The following is a 20,188-nucleotide window of genomic DNA, read 5'->3' as shown; positions in this document are numbered from 1 at the left end:
TTCATCGCACCGGGCGGCGCGTGAAGCGCTGCTCGGTCACCGGCTTGCCCCATTGCCTGCCTTCGGCTTCATCGGTCAATGCGAAGCCGAACGATTCGTACAAGTGACGCGCGGCGTCGAGGCTCTTGAAGGTCCAGAGGTAGGTCTCGTCGTAGTGCGCGTCGACGAAGTCCATCGCGCGTGCCATCAATTGTTTGCCCATACCGCTGCCGCGCAACGCATCGTCGATGATGAACCAGCGCAGATGCGCGACGCGCGTCGCCATGTCGCCGTCTATCGCGAGCGAGCCGAGCGTGCGCTCGCCTTCCATCACGAGCCACAACGCCTTGCCTTGCGCGGGCAAGCCTTCGGCGAACGCGGCCAGTTCCGTCGCGACCTTGCGTTCGAAGAAGACGCCGAAGCCCGCGTGATGCGCATAGAAACGCGCGTGCAGACTCGCGATATCGCCGATGCATCCCGGCCGATAAGCTTCGACGATGCGCACGCTCCCGGTCTGCGCGGCGCGCGGCTTCTCGCGTGCGTGATCGTGGCCATGCGCGAGCGCATCGGCGTACAGCGCGAGCGAGCGCACGAGCGTTTGCTGATCTTCGGGAACCATGCGCCGCAGCGCGTCGGAGACCTGATCGGTCGCGAACTTGTCGATCTTCCTGCGCAGCTTTTGCCCCGCCGATGTGAGATAGAGCTCGGACGAGCGCGCGTCTTCACTCGATGTCTGGCGCGTGATAAGGCCCGCCGCTTCCAGCCGCGCGATCTGGCGGCTCGCGTTCGACTTGTCGAGCCGCAGAGTCGCGGCGATATCGCGGGCCTGAATGCCGGGCGTCGCGCCGATCTCGATGATCGCGTGCACCGCCGAAGGCGCGAGGCCGCTATCCGCGAGCGTGTTGCGCATGAAGCCCAGCTCGCGCACGAGCTTGCGCGAAAACTCGCGTAGTTCGAGGATGGTTTTGTCGCGGGATTGAACGGGCGGATCGATGAAGTCCATGAGGTTTCCATTGGTTGCGAGGCGCAACTACATCGTTCGATATTAGTTGCGGACTGCAACTTTCGCAAGGAAAACGATGCTCCCGAAAACTCTCACCTTTAGCCCCGATCGCGTACCAAATCGCCGTCGCGTTTCGCATCCATCATGCGCAGCAGCGCGAGCGCGATGCCGCCCCACACGAATTCGCGCACGCGCCGCAGCAAGGCGAACGAGAGCGCCGCTTGCCGATCGACGCCGAATGCCGACGCGATCGCGACGATCGTCGCTTCTTGCACGCCGAGGCCGGCGGGCGCGATGAATACCGCGTTGCGCACGGCTTGCGTCAACGCCTCGATAGCGATGGCGCCGGCGATCGACACCGGATGCCCGAGCATGTCGAGCGCTACGAAAACCTCGGCTGCGCCGAGCACGTATCCGGCGAACTGCCACGCCAAGGCTCTCGCGAGCAACGGCATGCGCTGCAACAACGCGCGGATATCGCGATCGAGCCGCTTGCCGTCGAGCCGTGCAGCGAGTGCGTGCGCGGGATCGAGCCAGCGCCGCGCGAGCGCTTCGAGACGATGAAACGGCGCGCCCTTGTGCGCGACGACGAACGCGGCGACGCAAACCGGCAGCGACGCAACCAGCGCCACGGCGATCACGTTGCCGATGTCACGCGCATCGTTCGCATGAAAGCGCAGCAGCACGAGGCCGAGCATGGCGAGCAGATATTGCACGGCGATCGTCACGAGCAGTTCGACGATTACCGATGCGCTGACGCGGCTCACGTCCGGCAGATAGCGCGTGGCGAGCCGGATGCCTGCGAGCTCACCGCCGATGCCGAGCACGGGCAGCAGCCGCCCGATCGCTTCGCGCACCGCAGCGATCCACCATAGCGCGGACAGGCCGATGCGTTCATCGAGAAGAAGCTGCCATGCGCGTGCATCGAGCAGCAGAGGAAGCGCGTGCAGCGGCACCAGCCACAGGAGCACCGGACCCGTGCGCGCGATGAGCGAGAACGCGTCCGCGATGCCTTCGTGCAGCGCGAGCGCAACCAGCAGCGCGATGGACGCGGGCCAGCGCAGCCACGCGATGCGCCCGAGGAAAACGCTCACGTGACCGGCTCCGGCGTGCGCGCGTGCCCGAAGATATCCGCGAAGCCGCCGTGCATCGCGCCCGTCGATTCGATGGCGCGCGCCACGCGCGGTGAGCACAATGCGGCGAGCTCGTCGGCGTGCCGATAGCCGCGCATGGACGGCGTCAAAGGTCCGGGGCCTTCCGTCGCGGGATGGCTGTAGATTTCGAGCACGCCTTCCGGCGCGTCGGCCAGTAGAGCGAGCAGCGCGGTTTCGTCCATGCGGCCCGTCGCCGAGATGCCCGCGACGCGGTCGTTGTACGCGATGCCCGCGCGATCGAGCCGCCGCCTCATCCACGCGACCCACGGCGCAAGGAAGAACGAGCCGTGCATCTCGCGCGGCAACCGCATCGCGCGCATGCCGAACTGCGGACCGATATCGAGGATCAGCGCAAGCACGGTCGGATGCAGATGAAAATGCTTGTGCACGTTGACGTGATCGAGTTCCAGCCCGGTCGCGGCAAACGCCCTGAACTGCGCGTGGATCTCGATGGCGAGCTGACGCCGCACGCGTTGCAGGAAATGAAAGCGCATGCCGTTCCAGAACATCGAGCCTGCGAAATTGCCGCGCGAATCGACGAGATCGGGTATCGACCAGCGCGGCAGCGACGCGGCGCCATCGGTCAGCACGATATGCAGCCCGACGCGCAAGTCCGGCAATTTGCGCGCGATCTTCACGGCATCGTGGGCGGCGCTCGCACCGACCATCAGGCTCGCGCACGTGAGCACGCCATCGCGATACGCGCGCGCGACCGCCGCATTCACGCGCTCGTGCAGGCCGAAGTCATCGGCGGTGACGATCAGACCGCGCACCGCATCACGCCTCGTGTGCGCGCAGGACGCGGAAGAACTCGACGCCTTCGCGCAGACGCCGCGTCATCATTTCCCAACTCGTAAGCATCTCGCGCACGATTTCCCATATCTTCGACGGACGGAAATAGAAGCGTTTATAGAAGTAGTTCTTCACGTGTTCAGATCGCGCTTGTAGACCGGCGCGACGAACGGCAGCTCGTCCATGTTTTCGAGGATCGGACGCGCTTCATTGTGCTCGATCGAGCCATCGGGCAAGCGATAGCTCAAGCCGCGAATGGAGGCGAACGCGCGGCCCTCGGCAATCTCCTTGCACGTGAAATCGAATTCCTCACGGCACACGAAATCGATTGCATCGCTTGCGATGAGCGAGGTGTGCGGATCGACGGCCACTTTCGCGCCGACCATGCCGATCAGGATCGACGGCGCGCGTGTTTTCAGCTTCTCGGCGCAGAACGCAGCGGACGGAAACGAAGGCGTGCTCGTATGGATGATCACGAGCTCGTATTGCGCGGCGATATCGAGCGCCGCGTCGACGGACAGGCCATCGGCGGGGGCGTCGAGCAGGCGGCTATCGGCAATGAGCGCGGCGGGTTGTGCGAGCCACGTCGGATACCAGAACGAGCGGATCTCGCGCTTCGCCTGATAGCGCGAACCGGCGCCGCCGTCGAAGGACGGCCCCTGCAACAAGAGCGTGTGCTTCATGATGCGTAGTCCGGTGAGTGCGTCATTGACTATCGGAGGCGTTGGCGTCGTAGCGGTCGCGCGCATCGTCGAGCGGAATGCGCGCGCCGCGCCACACGACGCTCGAGCCGAACGAAGCGGCGAGCCATTGCAGCCACATCAGCATGTCGCGCAACGGAATGAGCGGCAGGTCGCGCAAGAAAGCGCGCCACGAGCGCGCGCTGCGCCAGTGCAGCACGAGCCGCGCGGAAAGGCCGAGCGACGTGCTCAGATCGACGATCGTATCGGCGATGGATTGTGCCGGGTCCATGCCGTGCTCGAAGCCGAGTCCGAGCAATGCGCTCGTCAGCAGCCACGGCGTGGTGAAGCCGAGGCAGAGGAACGCGAAGCCGATCGGCTCGATCGAGCGGATCGTGCGCAGCCAGCGCGTTTCGCGATGCCACAGCGACGCGAGATCGCGCTCGGTCACATCGGTTGCGACGACGACATCGGACAGCACCGTGCGCAAGCCGAGCGCGTGCACGCGTTCTGCGAGCCAGTAGTCGTCGGCGAGGCAATCGCGCAGCGCCTCGAAGCCGCCGCTTCTCGCGAGCGCGTCGCGCCTGAGTGCGAGCGTTGCGCCGAAGCCGAAGCGCGCGCGACCGAGCGCGTGCGCCACATGCACGGAAGGCGCGAACCATTCGTCGATGAAAAGCGCGCCGATGCGCGACCAGAAGCCGCCCACGCGCCGCGCGCGATACGGACACGTGACGATGCCGACGGACGCATCGGCGAGCGGGGCCGTCACGCGCACGAGATAGTCCGGCTCGACGGCGATATCGCTGTCCGCAATCACGATGAGCTCGTGCTTCGCGCGCGCGGCGAGACTGATCAGATTGCATACCTTTCGATTGCTGCCGTGCACACTGCCGTGGACCACGAGTTCGATATCGCGCTGAGGCCACGCGCGAGCGAGACGCCGCACGATGTTGATGGCCGGATCGGTTGGGCTCGCCACGCCGAACAGCAGTTGATACGACGGATGCGTCTGCGTGCAGAACGTCTCGAGATTCGAGTAAAGGCGCGGCTCGTCGCCGCACAACGGTTTGAGCACACTGACGGAGCCGCACACGTCGACGTGACGCCGCGCGCCCGATGCGGCACGCGGGCCCGGATACACCAGCGCGGCCAGCGCGGCGTGACACGTCGCAGCGCAGCACAGCGCGATCAGGAGCCACAACACGAGCGGAATCGATTGTGCGGTCATGAGCGAGTCGCGTAGGCATGATGAACCCGCAGCCTGCGGCCGCGACGCTTAAGAAACGCTTATCGCCGGAGACCGTCGCGCACAGGGAAATGTAAGGCGACGCACAAAAAAGAAGCCCGGCTCGAGGCCGGGCGAAAAGGGATCGGGCGAGTTCCGAGTCACGCCCGACCGCGTGGCACTCTGCTGCACGCCGCGCTGCGGGAACACGCATGCGCGCTGTGCCGGGAGCCGGCCGGATGCAGTTCCGCATGAAGCTGCACGAGCCAGTCGCCCGGCCCTGTTCCGTCGATCACCAGTCTGTCCGATGCCCAGGCGATGCGCCGCGCCGAGCGGGCCGTGTCGAATGCGAGCCTCGCGAGACGACGCACGACGAGCACGATGCCCGCCGCGCTCGTCAGCGTCGCGAGCCGTATCGCGGTGGTTTGGAGCGCCTGCACATGGCCCGCGCAGCCGCAGACGGCGAGCCATGCCGCATCCGACGCGGCGACGCACAACGCAATCAGCACGGCATTCGCGCGCAGGCAAACGAGCGTGGATGGTCGCATCGGCATCTCCGTTACTGCGCCGCCACGAACCGGCGCGTCGTCGTATAGTGCGTGGTCCCTCCTTATGCGATGCTTAAGCCACGAGCGCGCGCCGTCGATAACGGGGACACAGTGTGCGGCCGCACGCATTGCTTAAGTGGCGCTTAAGCATGCGAGACGGAGAATCGGCGGCGAGGTGTTCGAGCGGAGAAAGTGCATGCGCCTGTTACTGGTGGAGGACGACGAGATGATCGCGGAGAGCGTGCTGGCCGCGCTGCGCCGCGCGGGTTACACCGTCGACTGGGCGCAGGACGGCCGGGCCGCGGAGCTTTCGCTCGGCAACGACGTGTACGACCTCGTGCTGCTGGACCTGACGCTGCCGAAGCGCGACGGCATCGACGTGCTCGCGAACTATCGCAAGCAGGGCGGTGACGCACCCGTGATGATTCTGACCGCGCGCGATGGCATCGATGACCGCATTCGCGGCCTCGATACCGGCGCGGACGACTATCTGATGAAGCCTTTCGATCTCGACGAGCTTGCCGCCCGCGTGCGCGCGCTCCTGCGACGGCGCACGGGGCACAAGCATCCGGTGTACACGCATGGCGAACTGGCGCTCGATCCCGCCGCGCACGAAGCCAGCAAGGGCGGCGTGGCGCTCAATCTCGTGCCGCGCGAATTCTCGCTGCTGCAGGCGTTGATCGAAGAACCGTCGCGCGTGTTTCGCCGCCACGAGCTCGAAGAAAAGCTGTACGGCTGGGGCGAGGAGGTCGGCAGCAACGCGATCGAAGTCCACGTGCACAGCCTGCGGCGCAAGATTGGCGCGGAGGAAATCGTGACGGTGCGCGGCGTCGGTTATCGCCTGAAGAGGATCGGATGACGTCGATCCGACGATGGCTGCTCGGCTGGCTGATCTGCGGGCTTGGCATCGCATGTCTCGTCGCGGGCTTCGGCATTTTCAACACCGTGCGGATCGAGGCGGGCGAGCTCTTCGACTACGAACTGCGCACCGTCGCGCTCTCGCTGCCGCACAACATCACCGCCGACGATGTCGCTCAGGGACGCAGTCCCGAGTTGCATGGCATCGCGGACGACCGGCTCGTCATCGACATATGGGACCGCTCGGGCCGCCTCATCTATCACTCGCCGCACGAACCGGCGTTGCCGCGCTTCGGCGAAGGCTTTCGGTCGGCTGAACGCGAAGGCTATCGCTGGCGCGCGTTCGGCGTCGCGCAGCCGGACCGCTTCGTGCAGGTGGCGCAGCCGTACTTCATTCGCGACGAGCTCGTCGTCACACTCGCGCTGCGCACGATCTGGCCATTCGCGCTGCTCATTCCGGTGATCGTCGTGATCGTGCTCGTCGTCGTCGCGCGCGGGCTGTCGCCGGTGCGCGAGCTGTCGCATTCGCTCGCCACGCGCTCGCCTGAATCGCTCGAGCCCATTGCATTGGCGAAGCCGATGCCGGACGAACTGCGCCCGCTCGTCGACGCGCTGAACGGCCTGCTTGCGCGCCTGAACGAGGCCTCGCAGGCGCAAAGAACCTTCGTCGCGGATGCGGCGCACGAGTTGCGCACGCCGCTCACCGCGCTGAAGCTGCAGATCCAGAGCGCGATCAGCGACGGCTCGCTGCAGGTCGAACACGCGACGATCGCGAAGATCGATGGCCGCCTGAACCGGCTCATCCATCTCGCGCAACAACTGCTCAGCATGGCGCGCGAAGACGCCGCGCCCGAAGCGGCCATCGCGCCGATGAGCCTGCGCGCGCTCTGCGAATCGCGCGTCGGCGATTTCTCGTTGCTGGCGGAGGCCAGGAAGATCGATCTCGGTCTCGAACTCGAGCACGCGCAGAGCGACGGCGACGCGTTCGTCATCATGGGCGACACGCACGCGCTCGCCGCGCTCGTGAACAATCTGCTCGACAACGCGGTGCGCCATACGCCGATCGGCGGCCGCGTCGACGTGACGTTGCGGCGCGAAGCGCAAGGCATCGCGCTGACGGTGCTCGATTCCGGATCGGGCATTCCCGAGAGCGAGATAGACCGCGTGTGCGACCGGTTCTATCGTTGCAGCGGCACGTCGGGGCACGGCAGCGGGCTCGGACTCGCCATCGCGCATCGCGTCGCGCAACGGCATCACGCGACGCTCGACGTGAAGAACCGCGACGGCGCGAGCGGGCTCAGCGTATCGGTGCGCGGCTTGCGCGCGGTGACGTCATCGGCGCGCGCGAGCGATATCGTCAGCGGAATGCATGCGTGAATCAAAGCGCAATGAAAGCGCAAATGAAAGCGCAAGAAGCGGGGCGTCGCGCCTTTCGCACGCGGCGATGCTTGCTGTTTCGATCCTTGCTGCCGGGCCTGTCATGAAGAAGCTCGTTCTGATCTGTGCTTGCCTCGTGTGGACCGGCGCCGCGCATGCCGTGGATGCCGCCGCGCCCGATGCCACTTCGTCCGCCGCATCGGAGCCGAAGACCTTGAAGGAACGTCTCGGCGACAAGGCCAGCGACGAACAACGGGTAGACAATTGCAACGTGCCCGTCGAACAGCGCGGCACGAAGCCTCGTCCGGATTCGTGCGTGCACTGAAAACCGGAAGGCGCGCGATTGTGGTACCTTTCGTGAGTGAACCGTTTGGTACAAAATTCAAGGAGCCGCCTTGTCTTCCACTCAAGCCTCTTCCGTTCTGCGCCTCGGCATTCTCGGCGGCGCGAACATCGCAAAACAATTCACGCGCGACGTCAGGCCGAGCGAAACGGTGCGTGTCGTCGCGGTTGCGAGCCGCAGCGACGAAAGCGCGAAAGCGTTCGCCGAAGCGAACGGCATCGAATCCTGGTTCGGCAGCTATGACGCGCTGCTCGCTTCTCCCGACATCGACGCCGTCTACATTCCGCTGCCCAACAGCCTGCATGCCGAATGGGCGATCAAGGCCGCGAATCACGGCAAGCACATCCTGTGCGAAAAGCCGCTTGCGCTCGGTCTCGATGAAGCCGTGCGCATGTTCGAAGCCGCCGACCGCAATGACGTGATGCTGCTCGAAGCGTTCCCGTATTACTTCCAGCCGCAGACGGCCGCGATGATGTCGCTGATCGGCGAGGGCGCGATCGGCGATGTGCGCGCGATTCAGGCCAACTTCGGTTTCACGGTGGGCAATCCCGGCGCGAATATCCGCATGAAGCCGGAGCTCGGCGGCGGCGCGCTGCTCGATGCGGGCAGCTATCCGCTGAGCCTCATTCGCCTCGTGATGGGACGGGCACCGCAACGCGTCGATGCGGTCGCGACCTGGGCCGACAGCAACGTCGATATCAGCCTCATGGCGACGCTCATTTATGCCGATGGCCGCCGCGCGCAAGTCTCGTGCTCGATGGACGCGGCGAATCATCGTCATGCGACGATCATCGGTACGCAGGGCACGATCGATACCGAGTACCTGAATCACACGAGCGCGGAGACTGCCGGCGATCAATACGGCTATCTGCCGAGCCAGTTGCGCGTGCGGCGCGGCATTCCGAATTCGGTGCCGTTCGAGCCGGTCGCATCGGACGCGGGCAGCGGCTTCTTCTTCGCGGCGGAAAGCTTCGCGCGCATGATCGCGGCAAACGATGCCGCCGCGATCGAGTACTACGCGCAAGTGAGCCTCGACAACGCCGCGACGCTTGCGGCGATCATCAAGAGCGCGCGCAGCGAAAAGCCCGTGACGCTCTGATTTTCGCGGGCGATTCACGCGCCGCGCGGACGCGTGAATCTTCGCCCGGGCTTCAGCGCCTGACGATTACCACTTCCAGATACTCGCTCGGCACCACGAGCGATGACGCCCCCGCCACATTGCAGCGCTCGAGCAACGCGGTGATATCGCGTTCGAGATCCGCCTGCTTCGCGGCATCGAGCGCCGCGAACGCGCGATGCACCGGGCCATAGAAATCGCGGAATACCTGAATCCAGTGCGCGCTCGATTCATAGCGCATGCTGAAGTGTTTGCGGACGCAGCGAATATCGACGGCTTCGGCGCCGAACAGCGCGACGAGATGCGGCTCCGTGCCCCACAGCGCCGGCGATTGCAGGCCCGCGGGCGGCGGCACATATGAGCCGATTACCTTGAATAGTTGTCCGATGAAGCCCTCGGGCGTCCAGTTCGCCATGCCGATGCGCCCGCCGCTCTTCGCCACGCGCAGCATTTCGGCCGCGGGGCGCCTGTGATCCGGCGTGAACATCGCGCCGAAGGTGGACAGCACGACGTCGAAGCTGCCGTCGTCGAAGGGCAGGTCTTCGGCATCGGCCACTTTGAAATCGACGGCGAGTCCTTCGGCTTGCGCGCGCGCACGGCCTTTTTCGAGCAGCGCGGGCACGTAATCGGTCGATGTCACGTGAGCGAAGCGGCGCGCGGCGGCGAGCGTCGCGTTGCCGTTGCCTGCGGCGATATCGAGGACATGTTCGCCCGCGCGCAGGTCGACGGACTCGGCGAGCATCTCGCCGACGATCTGCAATGTCGTGCCGATCACCGCGAAGTCCCCGCTCGCCCATGTGGCTTGCTGCTTCGCCTTGATCGCGGCGAAGTCGGGATGTGCTTTGATCGGCTCGTCGCAAACCGCGGATGTATTCAACGCATGCATGGTTCCTTCTCCAGGTTCCCAGTTTCCAGATGATGTGTCGAGCATCGCCCTATGGCGGGCACGTGCAGTATCCCGTTACCATCGCTTCGATGCCTGTCCGTGCGTCGCCGCGAATTGCCCGATCGTCCGCTTTGCGATTCTCCTGATTGTTTGCGGCGCACCGATGCTTTCGATCACGGGAGCCGACACATGAGTCACGACATCCTGTCCGACGTGCTGCGCACCGTGCGCCTGCGCGGCGCGCTTTTCTTTCACGTGAGCGGCAACCGCAACTGGGCGGCAGAAGCGCCGCCCGCGCGCGATATCGCGAGCATCGTCATGCCGGATTGCGAGCACGTAATGGAATATCACGTCGTGACGCACGGCAATTGCTGGGGCGCGCTCGTCGGCGAGGCGCCGGTGCGCCTTGCGAGCGGCGACATCATCGTGTTTCCGCATGGCGACGCGCACGTGATTTCGAGCGCGCCGGGCATTCGCGCCGAAGCCGATGTCGATCCGTTCGCGATGAAGATCGATCAGTTGCCCTTCACGCTGACCTACGACGCGGTCGAGGCGCGCAACAATCGCCGTCCCGACGATTCATACGAAACGATGCTCGTATGCGGTTTTCTCGGCTGCGATCTACGTCCGTTCAATCCGCTGATCGCCACCTTGCCGCGGCTCCTGCATCTCAGGGAAACGGGCACTCAGGGCTGGATCAATCACTTCATGCAGCAGGCGGTCGTCGAATCGCGCCATAAGCGGCCAGGCGGCGAGGCGATGCTCGAGCGCATGAGCGAAATGATGTTCGTCGATGCGGTGCGCCGTTACGTCGATGTGCTGCCCGACGAAAGCCGCGGCTGGCTCGCGGGATTGCGCGACCGGTTCGTCGGCCGCGCGCTCGCCGTGATGCACGACGAGCCCGCGCACGAGTGGACGGTCGAGGAACTCGGCGAGCGCGTGGGTCTCTCGCGTTCGGCGCTGCACGAGCGCTTCGTCGACATGATCGGACTTCCACCGATGCAATATCTCGTCAACTGGCGCATGCAGGTCGCGGCTGGCCTCTTGCGCAATACGAACTCGACGATCGCGTCGGTCGCGCAGGATGTGGGCTATGCGTCCGAGGCGGCGTTCATCCGCGCGTTCAAGCGTCTCGTCGGCAAGCCGCCCGCTACGTGGCGACGCGAAAAGACGCGCGTGGAAGCCGCGACAGAAGCGCATTGAGCTTGACGCGGGCCGATTCTCTGACTAAGGTCAGAGATATCGATTTGCCCGAGTCATCGCCATGAATCCGACCGCCATCAACCAGATTCGCAGCTTCAATCGCACCGTTGCCGAGGGCATCGGCGCGCTCAATGATCATTTTCTCGGACGCGGCCGGCCGATGGGCGAGTCGCGGCTGCTCTGGGAGATCGGTGCGCAAGGCGTCGATCTTCGCGTGCTGCGCGAGCGCCTCGGTCTCGATTCGGGCTATCTGAGCCGCACGCTGGCATCGCTCGAGCGGCAAGGGCTTGTCGCGGTCGAATCCCGTCCAGACGATCGCCGGGTGCGTCGCGCCGTGCTGACCGAAGCGGGCCGCGGCGAACGCGACGAACTCGAACGGCTATCGGATACGGTCGCGGGCAGCATGCTGGAGCCGTTGAGCGAGTCGCAGCGCGAGCGGCTTGTCGCGGCGATGGCGGAAGTGGAGCGCTTGCTGCAGCCCTCGCTGATGCGCTTCGCGCTCGAAGATCCGACGAGCGATGACGCCCGATGGTGCATCGATCAATATTTCGCCGAGTTGAATGCGCGCTTCGATGCGGGTTTCGATCCGTCGCTCAGCCTGTCCGCCGATGCGCGCGAACTCGTCGCCCCGCATGGCGCGCTGATCGTGGCGAGGTTGCGTGGCGCGGCGCTGGGCTGCGTGGCCCTCAAGTTTCATGGCAAGTCAGCGGCGGAGTTGAAGCGCATGTGGGTGAGCGCGTCCGCGCGCGGGCTCGGCGTCGGGCGACGCTTGCTCGCGGAGGCCGAGCAGCACGCGCGGCAAAGCGGCGCGAAAGCCGTGCGTCTGGAGACGAACAAGGCGCTGCAAGAGGCGGTCAAGCTGTATCGGCAAGCGGGCTATGTCGAAGTCGCGCCATTCAGCGACGAAGCTTACGCGGATCACTGGTTCGAGAAAGTCTTAGGTTGATGCGTGTCCTTAGCGCTTGCCCGTCAATGCGATGACGAGATCGAGAAACGCGCGCGTCTTCGCCGGCGGATGATGCCGCGACGGATAGAACGCATACAGCGGAAAGCGCTCGTCGGGCCAGTCGGGGAATAGATCGATCAGCTTGCCATCCGCGAGCAGATGCTCGTGACCGAGCGCGAGAATCTGTGCGATGCCATAGCCCGATAGCAGCGTGCTCAGCATCGTGCCCGGATCGTTCACCGTCAGACGGCCATGCGTCTGAACCGTCATGCGCTTCTTCTTCCGATGAAACTCCCACACGAACGGCCACCCCGTTTCGGGATCGCGAAACTCGATGCAGGTATGCGCATCATCGGCCAGTTCATGCGGCGTCGCGGGTTTGCCGCATCGCTTGATATAGGACGGCGCGGCCACGGTGCGCACCGGCGTATCGAGCAGCTTGCGCGCGACGAGACTCGATTCACGCGGCTCGCCGAAGCGCACGGCGAGATCGAAACCGTCGGCGATCATGTCGCCCAGGCGGTCGCTCGTGATGAGCTCCAGTTGCAGATCGGCGTGCGTCTTCAAGAACGCATCGAGCTTCGGGCCGAGCAAGAGGCGCGAAAAAATCGGATCGACATTCACGCGCAAGCGCCCGCGCACCGCCGTCGAACTGCCCGATGCGGTAGCCGCTGCTTCTTCGAGGCCCGCGAGGTGCGGCATGACTTGCGCGAAGAAACGCCGGCCGTCGTCGGTGAGCGCGACGCTGCGCGTCGTGCGATCGAAAAGACGAATCTTCAGGCGCGCTTCGAGACGTGCGATCGCGCGGCTCACGCCCGGTTGCGACATGCCGAGACGATCGCCCGCGGCGGCGAACGTGCCTGCATCGACGATCGCTGCGAATACGCTGATGCCGTTGAGGATGCGTTCGTTGAAGCCCGCCATTCACGACTCCGCGTCATCGATGAAAGGGCATTCATGTTATCGGCTAACGCGGGATCGGACACTGCGCACAAAAAAAAGGGCCCCGAAGGGCCCGAAAATCACTCCAACACGGTCTTCTTACGCGTGGCGCGCCTTGGCGACCTTATCCACGCTCATCGAGTCGGCGCGCAGGCGTTCGTATTCCTGCTCGCTCATCGGCACCGCGTCCTTCTTGCCCAGATCGTTCAGGCGGATACGATACGTCTCACGCGCCGAGTAAGCCGCGATCGCCGCGATGATCGTCACGCCGAACGCGATGGCGCCGACCGTCAGCGGGATGTTGTTCGATCCCGGCGGCGCAACCGCTGCGAACAGTGCGGGCAACAGCGCGGTGATGGTCGTGCCGATGTTCTGCGCAATCGCCATCGCCGAAACACGCGAGCGGGTCGGGAAGAGTTCCGGATAGAAGCTCGGGAAAATCGCGTTATACCCTTGATACACGACGCCCCACATCAAGAGCGACATCAGGAATGCGAGGGGCACGCTGTGGATGCTGATCGCATAGAGATAGGCGAACGCCAGCATGCCGGAAATCAGCGAGCCGCCGATCATCATCGGACGACGGCCGATCTTGTCCGACAGATTGCCGACGAACGGAATCACCAGCACCGCGACGATATTGCCGACCACCGGAATCCACAGATACACGCTCTTGTGAAAGCCGATGCCATACGAAGACTGCACCGCATACGCCGCACCGAAGATCGTCGCGACGACGGGAATCACGTTCATCAGCGCCATGCAGACGACGCGGATCATGTCGGGCGTGCTGTTGGCGAACGCTTCCTTGATCGGCGACTTCGGCAGATCGCCGTGCGATTCTTCGGCCGTGAACGCCGGCGTTTCATGCACTTCCTTCCGGATGATGTAGCCCGCGACCAGCACGAAGGCCGACAGCAGGAACGGCACGCGCCAGCCCCAGGAGTTGAACATGTCTTCCGGCATGAACGTGGCGAGCGGCAGGAACACGGCGGCCGCGAGAATCTGGCCGGCCTGCACGCCCTGCAGCGTGAAGCTCGCGTAGTAACCGCGGCGTCCGAACGGCGCATGCTCCAGAATCATCGAGCTGGCGCCGGAGATTTCACCGGCCACCGCGAAGCCCTGGACCAGTCGCAACACGACGAGCAACGCCGGAGCCAGCATGCCGACGCTGTGATACGTCGGCAGGAGACCGACTGCCATCGTCGAGAAACCCATCAGGAACATGCAGATGAGCAGCACGTTCTTGCGGCCGTGCGTATCGCCCAGATGGCCGAGCACGAATGCGCCGATCGGACGGGCCACGTAGCCCACGCCGTACGTCGCGAGCGACGCGATGATCGCCACCTTCGGATTGCCTGACGGGAAGAACAACTGCGGGAAAATGAGCGCTGCTGCCTGGGCGTAAATGAAGAAGTCGTAATACTCGAGCGCCGAGCCGATCCAGCCGCTCGCCGTCGCTTTTTTCGCCTGGCGGCCGCCGTGCGCGTCGTCCTTAGGGCTAGCCATAGAGATGTCTCCGAACAATGGGTTTATGGAGTTGAGCCTGGGAACCTGGTCGAGCGGCGGGGCATTTTGTTTGCCGGAATTCGCGTCGCTCTGAAAGTGATTGGAGAATAAGAGCGCAACCCCTTTGGATCAATGTTTTATGATAAATTTTGCGCGATTATCGCACGCTAGTGTCCGATAATCGTTCACTTTCGGGGTTAGCACTAGCAATTGGCTTTCGTGGGGCACCGAAACATCCCGTGATCCATAACTAAACAAGCATGTCAGCATGACTAAACCGGCACTCGACAAACGCGACTGGATTGCGGGTCTCGAAAAGGGTCTGGCGATCCTCGAAGCCTTCGACGATCAGCACGCGCGCATGACGCCGACGCAGGCCGCGATGCGCACGGGCCTGACGCGTACGGCCGCGCGCCGTTATCTGCTGACGCTCGCGCATCTCGGCTACGTGCAGACTGACGGCAAGCTCTTCAATCTGACGCCGCGCGTGTTGCGCATGGGGTGGTCGTATTTCGAGTCGGCGCGGCTGCCGCGCATCGTGCAGCCTTATCTGCAGCAACTGAGTGCGTCGATACACGAGTCCGTGTATGTGAGCGTGCTGGACGACTGGGATCTCGTGATCATCGCGCGCAACGGCTCCACGCGCGTGATGACGACGGGCTTCGTGCTAGGAGCGCGCGTGCCGGCGGCGCTGATGTCGGGCGGCATCGCGATGCTTGCGTACAAGGACGAAGCCTCCGTGCGCCAGTGGCTCGATGCGACCGAGTTCAAGCCCTTCACGCCGCTCACGATCACCAACAAGGAAAAGCTCTACGAGAAGATCCGCCAGGCGCGCGTCGATGGTTATGTCGCGATCGAGCAGCAATTGCAGATGGGCGTGCGCGGCGTCGCGGTGCCGATGAAGAACCGGCATGGCGAAGTGGTGGCGGCTTTGTCGGCGAACATGCCGATCGGGAAAGAGACGGGCGAGGCGGCGCTGCTACGAGTGCTGCAGCCGTTGCAGGAAACGGCGCTGTCGATGCTAAATGTGATCTGAGGTGAGGGTTTTCGGGAGTGGGGATGCCGGAGAGCGTTCGAGGCCCTTGTAGTAAGGGCCTTGGGCGAGCGCAGAAGCGCGAAAGGTGAGGGTTTTCGGGAATTATGTTTTTGAAGCCGAAGCGATGTTCGTCGGTGCTATTCTGGCGTCGCCGAAACCACTCATCCAGAAAATGAAAATCGCACGTTCCGCCGTGTCGCCCGAGGAATCACAAACATGCGACGCCCTCGACAAGTCCCTTTGTCAAGGCAAATTCGTGGCCTGCGGTATTGCGGCGTCGGAAGAAGCGCGAAGAACGCGAGAATATTTCGCCGCTCAGGATGTGCATGCTGAACTTATCGCAATGCTAAGAGCAGCCAAGGCATCGAGCGCGCGACGATAATCGCGCGAACCGTGCAGCCGCTCGACATGCGCGCGCTGCACGATCGATTGAACCTCACGACCCGCCCGTAAAGATCGGACCCTGCCCGCCGGGCACGAACGCCCGCGGCGCATGATCGGCGTGAGCGCCGGACGCATCGCGAGCCGTAGACCCCGATGCCGGCGCCGGATCGCGCAAGGTCACCGCGGTTTCCGACGTAATCGGCACGCTGGGCTGCGCGAGCAGCTCGGTCTTGCGCATCGAGCCTGCCGACGTCCCGAAGTAATAACCGATGATGCTGATCCACGCCGTCCCGAGCGCGCCGACCACGACGTTCACGAGATCGCGATTCGGCTCGGGCAACGCGCGCAACGCCATCAACAACAAAATGCCGAAGAAGCCGACCGTCACGCACATCGCGAGCACCTTCGGCACCCAGTCCTTGTTGGCGATGCCCATCGCGCGCGCATCGGCACGGTCGCCCGCAGCGATGCGCGCCATGTCCGCTTCGAACGTAAGGCGCGCCTGCGCTGCCGCCACCACGAGCTGCTGCAACTGCAGCGAGTTCGCGCTTTCCGCTCGGCCGATCTTGTCGAGCGCGTCGGGATCGTTGAGCGCGGTCTCGACGACATCCGGATCGCTCGGCGTGCCGAGCGCATGCGAGATGATCGCGGCCGCGGTCGTCACGCCGAGGCCCACCGGCCCGCCGATGAGACCCGCCAGAAGAGGCGCCTTCGCGCCGATCGTTGACGCCACTTTCGACCAGTCCATCATGCTGCTCCCAAAAGAAGATTCACGGCCATGCGCTCGGTCCAGCCGCGGCTGAACGTCGGCCATGCGTGCAGGCCCTTCAGATAACGCAAGCGATACGCAATGAATCGGAGTACGAAACGCATCGGATCGGCGGCCTTCACGGCATCGACCGTATCGGGGCCGAACTTGCCGTCTTCCTTCGCGCCCGATGCCTTCTGCATCCAGAGCACGACGAGGCCGCCGTTGTAGTTGGCATCGAAAATCTGGAAGGCGACGCGCGGATCGAATTCATCGAGATGCAGCGGATCCCAATACTTTTGCTTGGCGATGCGCTTCGCAAGTTCGAGCGGCAGATCCTTCATCGCGCCCGCATAGCCGTAACCGCGCGCGACACGCGCCGTCACGCCCCACATCGTTTCGCCGCCCGGATCCGCCGGATGGAACGAGTAGCCGCCTTCGCTGCCGATCAGCGCGTCGAAGGCGTCGTCGAAGTTGTTCATGGTGATTCTCCCTGGCGCCTGCGCGTGCCGCCGGAACCTGAACGAGCGCGGCGCCGGATGAAACGGGCCGGCGCACGAGGCGGCCGGCCCGGTCGCGTCAAACAGTGGCAGGCAGTCATGACGCGACGGCTATGCCTTATGCATCGGCCGTGCCAGTTGTGCGGAAGCCTTGTGCTGCAAGGTTCACCGGGATTGACGAGGGCTAGAACCAAAGCGAACTGTCGTGCTTTAGCCAACGCTTCTCAACGCGCCTGTTCGGGCCGCACGAACAACGCCGATGCTCATTCGAGGCTCATTCTCCGTCCCTACGATGCAAGGCATCAGGCGGCGCGATATCGATGAAGAAGGACGCACTGCCTTTCGTTGACGACGTTTCATCGAGGAGAGAAGCCATGCGTCACTATCCATCGGACAGTCCCCGTGCGGCGGCGCGCATCGTCGTGATGTCGCTGATTGCGGACGGGCATATCGGCTGTGCAGAGATCGAGGAGCTCGAACGGCGCGGATTCTATGCGCGGCTCGGGCTCGCGCCCGGCGACCTGCACGACATCGTGCGCGAGGTGTGTGAGGACCTCATGCGTCATTCGCATCTCACATGGGATGACGTGTGCCGCGTCGATACGCATATCGTGCAGCAGCTAGCGGAAGAGGTGCGCGACGAGCGCATGAGACGCGACGTGCTCACGCTATGCGAATCGGCGGTTGTCGCGGACGGCTTCATGACGTGTTCTGAAGCCGATGTGATCGATGCCGTAAAGCGCACGTGGCGCATGCAGTGAACGCGCGATCGACTGGAGACGACATCATGCAAAAACACATTCTCGTCGCGGTGGGACCAGGCCTCAGCCATGCCGCGCTCACACTCGGCATCGCGCGGGCCCGCGAATTCGACGCGCGTCTAACGGCGCTGCATATCGTGGACCGCATGCCGTTCTGGGCGGTATCGTCGGCACAGTACGACTTCGGCGCGGCGCTCGCGCATGTCGACGAAGTGGCGCGCGAAGTCGAGCGGCGCACCTTGCAGACCATGCGCGCATCGGACGTGGACGGCATCTGCGTCACGATGGATCTGCCGATGGGCAACACGCTCGCACGCATGATTGCCGAGGCGGCGCGCGAGTTCGATGCTGACCTCATCGTGATCGGCCGCGCGAAGGGCACGCACTGGCGCTTCTGGCAAGAACGCGTGTCCGACGCGGTGAGCCGTCACAGCAACCGCCGCTTGCTGATCGCATCGAACCCAGCGGATGATGAGTTTGAAGCGCCCGCTGCAACAAAAGCGACACCGTTACGTTTTACTATCGTCGATTCGACGCAGCGCACCGCTGCCCCCGCGTACAGTTCCAGAGGAAGCCTGCCATGCCGGATCGCATCGTCAAACCGTCCCGACGCACCTTGCTGAAGGGCCTCGTGTCCGGCACGGGACTCGCGCTCACGGGCGCGGGTCTCGCCGATGCGCTCGCGCAAGGCGTCGCGCCGGCGGTCGTCACGTCGGACAAGCTGCGCCCGCAACTGCCCGGCGGCGTGATGAGCGGCGATGTCACCGCGACGAGCGGCATCGTCTGGAGCCGCACGGACCGGCCCGCGCGCATGATCGTCGAATACTCGACGAGCGAGCGCTTCGACAAGTTTCAGCGGCGCATCGGGCCGGCGGCGCTCGAAGGCAGCGGCTTCACGGCGCGCGTCGATCTGACCGATCTGCCGCCCGGCGCCGACGTGTTCTATCGCGTGCGTTTCGCTGATCTCGTCGATGACAAGGCGTATAGCGAACCCGTGACGGGACGCCTGCGCACGGCATCGCTCGACGCGAACAAGCCGGTCACGTTCGTCTTCTCCGGCGATGAAGCGGGGCAGGGCTGGGGCATCAACGAGCGCTTCGGCGGTTATCGCATCTATGAAGCGATGCGCCGCGAGTCGCCGGACTTCTTCATCCATCAGGGCGACCAGATCTATGCGGACAGCGTGATCGAAGAGGAAGTGAAGCTGCCCGACGGCACGATGTGGACCAATATCGTCACCGAAGGCAAGTCGCATGTCGCGCAGACGCTCGACGATTACCGCGCCGCGTTCGCCTATAACCAGCTCGACAAGAACAAGCGCCGCTTCGCCGCCGAAGTGCCGTTCCTCGTGCAATGGGACGATCACGAAGTGCGCAACAACTGGTATCCGGGTCAGCAGATCGGCGACGCGGAGAAGCGCTATCAGACGCGCTCGATCAACCTGCTCGAAGCGCGCGCGAAGCAGGCGATGTTCGAATACAACCCGTATCGCATCAATCAGCTCGATCCGGAGCAGGTGTATCGCGGATTTCAGTTCGGCCCGCTGCTCGATGTATTCATGCTCGACGAGCGTTCGTATCGCGGCGCGAATTCGCCGAACAGGCAGACGCGCCTCGATGCGGATTCTGCCTTTCTCGGCTCGCAGCAGACCGCGTGGCTGAAGGCGTCGCTGAAGGCTTCGCGCGCGACGTGGAAGGTGATCGCGAGCGACATGCCGATCTCGCTCGTCGTCCCCGATGCGAACCCCGACGTGCCGAAGGGCACGTTCGAAGCCTGGGCCAACGCGGACAACGGCACGCCGCTCGGCCGTGAACTGGAGTTGAGAGAGATCCTCCGATTCATCAAGCAGGAAGATATCAGGAACGTCGTGTGGATCACGGCGGACGTGCACTACGCGCAGGCGACGCACTACGATCCGTCGCGCGCGCAGTTCACGGAGTTCAAGCCGTTCTGGGAGTTCGTCGGCGGGCCGATCAACGCGGGCACGTTCGGCCCGAACGATCTCGACATGACGTTTGGTCCCGAGCTGCGCTATGTGAGTGTGCCGAAGGATAATCTGCAGAACCGCTCGCCCGCGGCACTGCAACAGTTCTATGGGCGCGCGAAGATCGATCCTGTAAGTCGCGCGATGACCGTTTCATTGCATGATCTGAACGGCAAGTCGCTTTGGGAAGTGAAGCTCGATGTGGAGGTTTGA

The 20,188-nt window shown here is 64.2% G+C and carries 22 protein-coding genes and 1 pseudogene; 11 read left to right on the top strand and 12 right to left on the bottom strand.

The window, feature by feature from the left end; all coding sequences use genetic code 11:
- Window position 1: 1 nt before the first annotated feature.
- The 7 genes and pseudogenes from AWB74_RS15550 to AWB74_RS15525 all read right to left on the bottom strand — a co-directional run bounded on the left by AWB74_RS15550 (window position 2) and on the right by AWB74_RS15525 (window position 5,381).
- A complete protein-coding gene (locus AWB74_RS15550) occupies window positions 2–982 on the bottom strand; it encodes a bifunctional helix-turn-helix transcriptional regulator/GNAT family N-acetyltransferase (RefSeq protein ID WP_061147635.1) in 981 nt (326 codons plus the stop codon).
- 98 nt (window positions 983–1,080) lie between these two features.
- A complete protein-coding gene (locus tag AWB74_RS15545; protein ID WP_061147634.1) occupies window positions 1,081–2,076 on the bottom strand; it encodes a lysylphosphatidylglycerol synthase domain-containing protein in 996 nt (331 codons plus the stop codon).
- Window positions 2,073–2,909 carry a hopanoid biosynthesis-associated protein HpnK gene (hpnK, locus tag AWB74_RS15540; protein WP_061147633.1) on the bottom strand — a complete coding sequence of 279 codons (837 nt, stop codon included), beginning with the start codon at window positions 2,907–2,909 and terminating at the stop codon, window positions 2,073–2,075. Before hpnK ends, AWB74_RS15545 begins: the two co-directional genes overlap by 4 nt.
- Window positions 2,910–2,913: 4 nt before the next feature.
- Window positions 2,914–3,063, bottom strand: a complete 150-nt coding sequence (locus tag AWB74_RS47270) for a hypothetical protein (protein ID WP_160110258.1) — start codon at window positions 3,061–3,063, stop codon at window positions 2,914–2,916.
- Window positions 3,064–3,068: 5 nt separating this feature from the next.
- Window positions 3,069–3,611, bottom strand: a pseudogene (locus tag AWB74_RS15535) (hopanoid biosynthesis associated radical SAM protein HpnJ); the annotation flags it as partial.
- A gap of 22 nt (window positions 3,612–3,633) precedes the next feature.
- Window positions 3,634–4,836: a bacteriohopanetetrol glucosamine biosynthesis glycosyltransferase HpnI gene (gene hpnI / locus AWB74_RS15530; RefSeq protein ID WP_061147632.1), complete on the bottom strand. Its 1,203-nt coding sequence runs from the start codon at window positions 4,834–4,836 to the stop codon at window positions 3,634–3,636.
- A gap of 158 nt (window positions 4,837–4,994) precedes the next feature.
- Entirely contained in the window at window positions 4,995–5,381 is a 387-nt protein-coding gene (locus AWB74_RS15525) for a hypothetical protein (protein WP_143749238.1), read from the bottom strand.
- A 196-nt stretch (window positions 5,382–5,577) separates the two neighbouring features.
- Between AWB74_RS15525 and AWB74_RS15520 the strand changes: the two genes are divergently transcribed.
- The 4 genes from AWB74_RS15520 (at window position 5,578) to AWB74_RS15505 (ending at window position 9,058) form a co-directional block, all read left to right on the top strand.
- Window positions 5,578–6,240, top strand: a complete 663-nt coding sequence (locus AWB74_RS15520; protein ID WP_061147630.1) for a response regulator — start codon at window positions 5,578–5,580, stop codon at window positions 6,238–6,240.
- The gene (locus AWB74_RS15515; protein WP_061147629.1) at window positions 6,237–7,616 is read left to right on the top strand and encodes an ATP-binding protein; all 1,380 of its coding nucleotides are present in this window, start codon (window positions 6,237–6,239) and stop codon (window positions 7,614–7,616) included. The genes AWB74_RS15520 and AWB74_RS15515 overlap by 4 nt, the downstream gene beginning before the upstream one ends.
- Window positions 7,617–7,719: 103 nt before the next feature.
- Window positions 7,720–7,941 (top strand): hypothetical protein, encoded by a 222-nt coding sequence (locus AWB74_RS15510; RefSeq protein WP_061147628.1) that lies wholly within the window; start codon window positions 7,720–7,722, stop codon window positions 7,939–7,941.
- Window positions 7,942–8,011: 70 nt separating this feature from the next.
- Window positions 8,012–9,058, top strand: coding sequence for a Gfo/Idh/MocA family protein (locus tag AWB74_RS15505; protein WP_061147627.1), 1,047 nt, complete (start codon window positions 8,012–8,014; stop codon window positions 9,056–9,058).
- A 52-nt stretch (window positions 9,059–9,110) separates the two neighbouring features.
- On the opposite strand, the gene AWB74_RS15500 is transcribed toward AWB74_RS15505, so the two are convergent.
- Window positions 9,111–9,962 (bottom strand): class I SAM-dependent methyltransferase, encoded by an 852-nt coding sequence (locus tag AWB74_RS15500; RefSeq protein WP_061147626.1) that lies wholly within the window; start codon window positions 9,960–9,962, stop codon window positions 9,111–9,113.
- Between the two features lie 189 nt (window positions 9,963–10,151).
- On the opposite strand from AWB74_RS15500, the gene AWB74_RS15495 reads away from it, so the two are divergent.
- Window positions 10,152–11,165, top strand: coding sequence for an AraC family transcriptional regulator (locus AWB74_RS15495; protein ID WP_061147625.1), 1,014 nt, complete (start codon window positions 10,152–10,154; stop codon window positions 11,163–11,165).
- A gap of 61 nt (window positions 11,166–11,226) precedes the next feature.
- Window positions 11,227–12,111, top strand: coding sequence for a bifunctional helix-turn-helix transcriptional regulator/GNAT family N-acetyltransferase (locus AWB74_RS15490; protein WP_061147624.1), 885 nt, complete (start codon window positions 11,227–11,229; stop codon window positions 12,109–12,111).
- 9 nt (window positions 12,112–12,120) lie between these two features.
- On the opposite strand, the gene AWB74_RS15485 is transcribed toward AWB74_RS15490, so the two are convergent.
- Together AWB74_RS15485 and AWB74_RS15480 are read right to left on the bottom strand one after the other, a co-directional pair.
- A complete protein-coding gene (locus AWB74_RS15485) occupies window positions 12,121–13,035 on the bottom strand; it encodes a LysR family transcriptional regulator (RefSeq protein ID WP_061147623.1) in 915 nt (304 codons plus the stop codon).
- 117 nt (window positions 13,036–13,152) lie between these two features.
- A complete protein-coding gene (locus AWB74_RS15480; protein ID WP_061147622.1) occupies window positions 13,153–14,562 on the bottom strand; it encodes an MFS transporter in 1,410 nt (469 codons plus the stop codon).
- A gap of 268 nt (window positions 14,563–14,830) precedes the next feature.
- Between AWB74_RS15480 and AWB74_RS15475 the strand changes: the two genes are divergently transcribed.
- The gene (locus tag AWB74_RS15475) at window positions 14,831–15,598 is read left to right on the top strand and encodes an IclR family transcriptional regulator domain-containing protein (RefSeq protein ID WP_061125764.1); all 768 of its coding nucleotides are present in this window, start codon (window positions 14,831–14,833) and stop codon (window positions 15,596–15,598) included.
- An 85-nt stretch (window positions 15,599–15,683) separates the two neighbouring features.
- Complete coding sequence (locus AWB74_RS15470) at window positions 15,684–15,980, top strand: hypothetical protein (protein ID WP_143749236.1); 297 nt, start codon at window positions 15,684–15,686, stop codon at window positions 15,978–15,980.
- 54 nt (window positions 15,981–16,034) lie between these two features.
- On the opposite strand, the gene AWB74_RS15465 is transcribed toward AWB74_RS15470, so the two are convergent.
- Complete coding sequence (locus tag AWB74_RS15465) at window positions 16,035–16,730, bottom strand: hypothetical protein (protein ID WP_061147620.1); 696 nt, start codon at window positions 16,728–16,730, stop codon at window positions 16,035–16,037.
- Complete coding sequence (locus AWB74_RS15460) at window positions 16,730–17,212, bottom strand: glycoside hydrolase family 108 protein (RefSeq protein WP_061147619.1); 483 nt, start codon at window positions 17,210–17,212, stop codon at window positions 16,730–16,732. The genes AWB74_RS15465 and AWB74_RS15460 overlap by 1 nt, the downstream gene beginning before the upstream one ends.
- Before the next feature lie 392 nt (window positions 17,213–17,604).
- On the opposite strand from AWB74_RS15460, the gene AWB74_RS15455 reads away from it, so the two are divergent.
- The 3 genes from AWB74_RS15455 to AWB74_RS15445 are packed head-to-tail and all read left to right on the top strand — an operon-like array spanning window position 17,605 to window position 20,188.
- Window positions 17,605–17,991: a hypothetical protein gene (locus AWB74_RS15455; RefSeq protein ID WP_061147618.1), complete on the top strand. Its 387-nt coding sequence runs from the start codon at window positions 17,605–17,607 to the stop codon at window positions 17,989–17,991.
- A gap of 26 nt (window positions 17,992–18,017) precedes the next feature.
- Window positions 18,018–18,614 (top strand): universal stress protein, encoded by a 597-nt coding sequence (locus AWB74_RS15450; protein ID WP_061147721.1) that lies wholly within the window; start codon window positions 18,018–18,020, stop codon window positions 18,612–18,614.
- On the top strand, window positions 18,572–20,188 hold the full coding sequence (locus AWB74_RS15445) for an alkaline phosphatase D family protein (RefSeq protein WP_061147617.1): 1,617 nt from the start codon (window positions 18,572–18,574) through the stop codon (window positions 20,186–20,188). Before AWB74_RS15450 ends, AWB74_RS15445 begins: the two co-directional genes overlap by 43 nt.

This window comes from Caballeronia arvi, from assembly GCF_001544695.2.
GTDB classification, from domain to species: Bacteria; Pseudomonadota; Gammaproteobacteria; order Burkholderiales; family Burkholderiaceae; genus Caballeronia; species Caballeronia arvi.
The sequence above is the reverse complement of the archived record's forward strand: the minus strand, read 5'-3'. Positions and strand labels throughout refer to the sequence as shown.

Coding starts and splice junctions, on each gene's coding strand:
- AWB74_RS15550 (WP_061147635.1), bottom strand. CDS start 982: ATGGACTTCATCGATCCGCCCGTTCAATCCCGCGACAAAACCATCCTC.
- hpnI (WP_061147632.1), bottom strand. CDS start 4,836: ATGACCGCACAATCGATTCCGCTCGTGTTGTGGCTCCTGATCGCGCTG.
- AWB74_RS15525 (WP_143749238.1), bottom strand. CDS start 5,381: ATGCGACCATCCACGCTCGTTTGCCTGCGCGCGAATGCCGTGCTGATT.
- AWB74_RS15520 (WP_061147630.1), top strand. CDS start 5,578: ATGCGCCTGTTACTGGTGGAGGACGACGAGATGATCGCGGAGAGCGTG.
- AWB74_RS15515 (WP_061147629.1), top strand. CDS start 6,237: ATGACGTCGATCCGACGATGGCTGCTCGGCTGGCTGATCTGCGGGCTT.
- AWB74_RS15510 (WP_061147628.1), top strand. CDS start 7,720: ATGAAGAAGCTCGTTCTGATCTGTGCTTGCCTCGTGTGGACCGGCGCC.
- AWB74_RS15500 (WP_061147626.1), bottom strand. CDS start 9,962: ATGCATGCGTTGAATACATCCGCGGTTTGCGACGAGCCGATCAAAGCA.
- AWB74_RS15495 (WP_061147625.1), top strand. CDS start 10,152: ATGAGTCACGACATCCTGTCCGACGTGCTGCGCACCGTGCGCCTGCGC.
- AWB74_RS15490 (WP_061147624.1), top strand. CDS start 11,227: ATGAATCCGACCGCCATCAACCAGATTCGCAGCTTCAATCGCACCGTT.
- AWB74_RS15485 (WP_061147623.1), bottom strand. CDS start 13,035: ATGGCGGGCTTCAACGAACGCATCCTCAACGGCATCAGCGTATTCGCA.
- AWB74_RS15480 (WP_061147622.1), bottom strand. CDS start 14,562: ATGGCTAGCCCTAAGGACGACGCGCACGGCGGCCGCCAGGCGAAAAAA.
- AWB74_RS15475 (WP_061125764.1), top strand. CDS start 14,831: ATGACTAAACCGGCACTCGACAAACGCGACTGGATTGCGGGTCTCGAA.
- AWB74_RS15465 (WP_061147620.1), bottom strand. CDS start 16,730: ATGGACTGGTCGAAAGTGGCGTCAACGATCGGCGCGAAGGCGCCTCTT.
- AWB74_RS15460 (WP_061147619.1), bottom strand. CDS start 17,212: ATGAACAACTTCGACGACGCCTTCGACGCGCTGATCGGCAGCGAAGGC.
- AWB74_RS15455 (WP_061147618.1), top strand. CDS start 17,605: ATGCGTCACTATCCATCGGACAGTCCCCGTGCGGCGGCGCGCATCGTC.
- AWB74_RS15450 (WP_061147721.1), top strand. CDS start 18,018: ATGCAAAAACACATTCTCGTCGCGGTGGGACCAGGCCTCAGCCATGCC.
- AWB74_RS15445 (WP_061147617.1), top strand. CDS start 18,572: ATGCCGGATCGCATCGTCAAACCGTCCCGACGCACCTTGCTGAAGGGC.